The organism is Chromohalobacter sp. 296-RDG, from assembly GCF_029889885.1.
Lineage (GTDB): Bacteria > Pseudomonadota > Gammaproteobacteria > Pseudomonadales > Halomonadaceae > Chromohalobacter.
The window spans coordinates 1-2771 of record NZ_JARANY010000133.1 but is presented as its reverse complement, the minus strand read 5'-3'; the positions used below and the strand labels follow the sequence as shown (position 1 = coordinate 2771).

Sequence of the window (2771 nt, the reverse complement as noted above, 5' to 3'; positions counted from 1 at the left end):
TTCTACTTTACTTCTATATTGCTCTCTACCACTTACTGACGGTCGTTACTCGTCTTCGTCCTCCGGCAGCGCGTAGACGACGACCTGGTCGCCGACCTGATCTTTCACGATTGAGGGCGTGAGCGGTAGTTCGAGCTGATGGTTAAGAGCACGTTTCAAAACCTTGAAAACTGACTCTCTCGTTTATCGCTTGTGGGCATGGTTTCGAAAATTGTTTCCGACGAGCTGTGGACCATCGTCGAGCCCCTGTTGCCCGAGTCCAACACAAGGGCTCGCGGCGGCAGGCTACCGATATCCAATCGCGCTGCCCTGACCGGCATCATCTTCGTTCTGCGCTCTGGCATTCCATGGCGCATGCTACCTCAGGAAATGGGATGCGGATCGGGCGTCACCTCCTGGCGTCGATTTCGGGATCGGCAACAAGCCGGTGTATAGGAGCGTCTGCACCAGGAAATTCTGCGACAGTTGCATGACGCCGATCGCTTGGATCGATCGCGAGCCTGTCTGGATAGTGCCACCCTCTCGGCCAACAAGGGGAATCGGCTATCGGCCCCAACCCGACAGACCGAGAACGGCCCGGCACGAAGCGACACCTGTTGATGGATCGACGCGGGACACCTCTAGTAGTTCTTCTATCGGGTGCCAACATGAATGACAGCGTGCCTTGGGCCGCGCTACTTGATCACGTTCCTCCCGTTCAAGAACGCCGAGGACGCCCCCGACATCGCCCTCTCAAGCTGCATGCTGATAAGGCTTATGATTATCGTCGTTGTCGCCGATAATACCGCAAGAGAGGTATCCAATCTCGTATTGCCCGTCGAGGTGTTGAAGACAGCTGACGCCTCGGACGTCATCGTTGGGTGGTCGAGCGCACCTTTTCGGTGGCTGGGTGGCTTTAGGAGGTGAGTGACACGCTACGAACGCCGAACCGATATCCACTATGCCTTGACGTTAATCGGTTGTTCGCTGATCTGCTTGAACCGGTTACAGGGACGGTTTTGAAATGTGCTCTTACCAGATGCCGCGCCATCCATACTAGTTGCTCCAATGAGAGTACGAATCTCAAAATGCCAAAGTTCTTTTGTGCGTAGCGGGTGTAGGCCGGTAAGGTGGCTGACGAGGATGCGGAAGATGAAGCCACCGCTAGTGCTTTGGCGATACCTTGCAGGTCGCGGGCTTCCCAATAGGCTAGTTAGTTGGCTGCAGACCACTAGCTTGTGAACGGTGGAGAACTTGCTGACTTCGGCAAGAGGTTAACGGAAAATATGTGGGTACCGACCGCATATACACCTAATGCTATCCTCGATGCGAATCGGTTATTCTAAAGTGGCATATCAAATAACTAATATATGATGCGAGCGTTGTGGTGAATTCATTATAAAAGGACAGCATTATGCGCTATTACGTCAATGACAAGGCACAAGCTAATGGTGACCATGAGGTTCATACACAGAGCTGTCAATATTATGATCAGATTGTTAGTAAAACCTATTTAGGCGATTTCCAAAGCTGTGCTCCGGCCGTGCGTGAGGCAAAGAGAACCTGCTACACTCAATCGAATGGGTGTTCTTACTGCTCTCCTGCTTGTCACACGTCGTGAATCGCTGAACGGTTCTTAGTAGCCACCAGGCACTGCGTGCCTGGTGACCGTTGTGACTTTATACCGGGCGGATGCCGTTTCTGAGTGCAACACGTTAGTGTGGCGGACCCGATGAATTATGATGCTTCGCCATCATTCCCTGCATCATCTCTATCGGGCACTTGAAGTCAAAGCGTTTGCGCGGACGAATGTTGAGTTCCAGCGCGATGGCATCCAGCTCTTCCTGACTATGCATCGAGAGATCGGTCCCCTTCCAGGCCGTGTCAAAACGGAAAATGGCCTAGCTGGGTTATCGGAAAACGGACCCGCTTCATTCGGTTGGGTTTCTTTGAAGTATTGCGGCGATCAATCAACAGCCGATAGACCGCCCAGCCCTCAGGCCGGCAGCGCTCTCAACCGAGCTTTTAGCGCTTCGGTGCCGATGTGGTTCATCAACCGTTTCAGGTTGTAGGTCAGCACGGCTAAACTGATTTCTCCTCGACCTTTTCTTAGGCCTCGGACCAGCAAACGGCCACCGTTACCCATTAAGTCGTATTTAATCGTTCCGAAAGGGTGTTCCACCGTCGCGCGTCGGCGTGTCATGGCATGCGGATCTGCCTTGAGTCTACGTTGCGGTATATCGAAGGCCGCCTTGTACTGATGGCGAGAGACGCGCCTATAGCTTCCTGTCGTGCAATGTGCTTTTTGTGGGCAGGCTCTATACGCCTCTGGATTCGCGTAGATACCAATCTTTTTCGGTGCATGCCACTGTTTCAAATACAAGGTGTGACCAGCAGGGCAGTGATAGGTATCTCGGTCCCGATCATAATGCAAGTTGCTCACTTGGTAGAGCTGGCCGTTGCCTTGACTATTGATGCCCCGCCGCGGCGGGATAGAGCAAACGATGCCTCGTTCTTCGCAATGCTGCTGTTGTTCGACATTGGAGTACCCTGTATCGGCCAAGACGGCTAACGTCTTGGTTTTTAGAGCTTGTCTTGTTGCCTCCACCACTGGCGTTAGTTGGCGTCTATCATCACCGTCCTGAACCACATCATGGTGTACTACTAGGTGCGTATCGGTATGGACTTCCCCCAGAAAAGTGGACACGCGCCATCAGTGCAAATCCTCAAATTCCAGCGGCGTCCTGTAACCAAGGCTGCTGTGGAGCCGTTGAGTGTTATAAAAGCCTTCA

The 2771-nt window shown here is 52.9% G+C and carries 1 protein-coding gene and 2 pseudogenes; 1 reads left to right on the top strand and 2 read right to left on the bottom strand.

Going from position 1 to position 2771, the window contains the following annotated elements:
- Positions 1–198 precede the first annotated feature (198 nt).
- Positions 199–1002, top strand: a pseudogene (locus OP495_RS17055) (IS5 family transposase).
- A gap of 692 nt (positions 1003–1694) precedes the next feature.
- Here OP495_RS17055 and OP495_RS17050 read toward each other — a convergent pair.
- Together OP495_RS17050 and OP495_RS17045 are read right to left on the bottom strand one after the other, a co-directional pair.
- A pseudogene (locus OP495_RS17050) lies at positions 1695–1853 on the bottom strand (IS30 family transposase); the annotation flags it as partial.
- Positions 1854–1975: 122 nt separating this feature from the next.
- Positions 1976–2686 (bottom strand): transposase, encoded by a 711-nt coding sequence (locus OP495_RS17045; protein WP_280570935.1) that lies wholly within the window; start codon positions 2684–2686, stop codon positions 1976–1978.
- Positions 2687–2771: the final 85 nt, after the last annotated feature.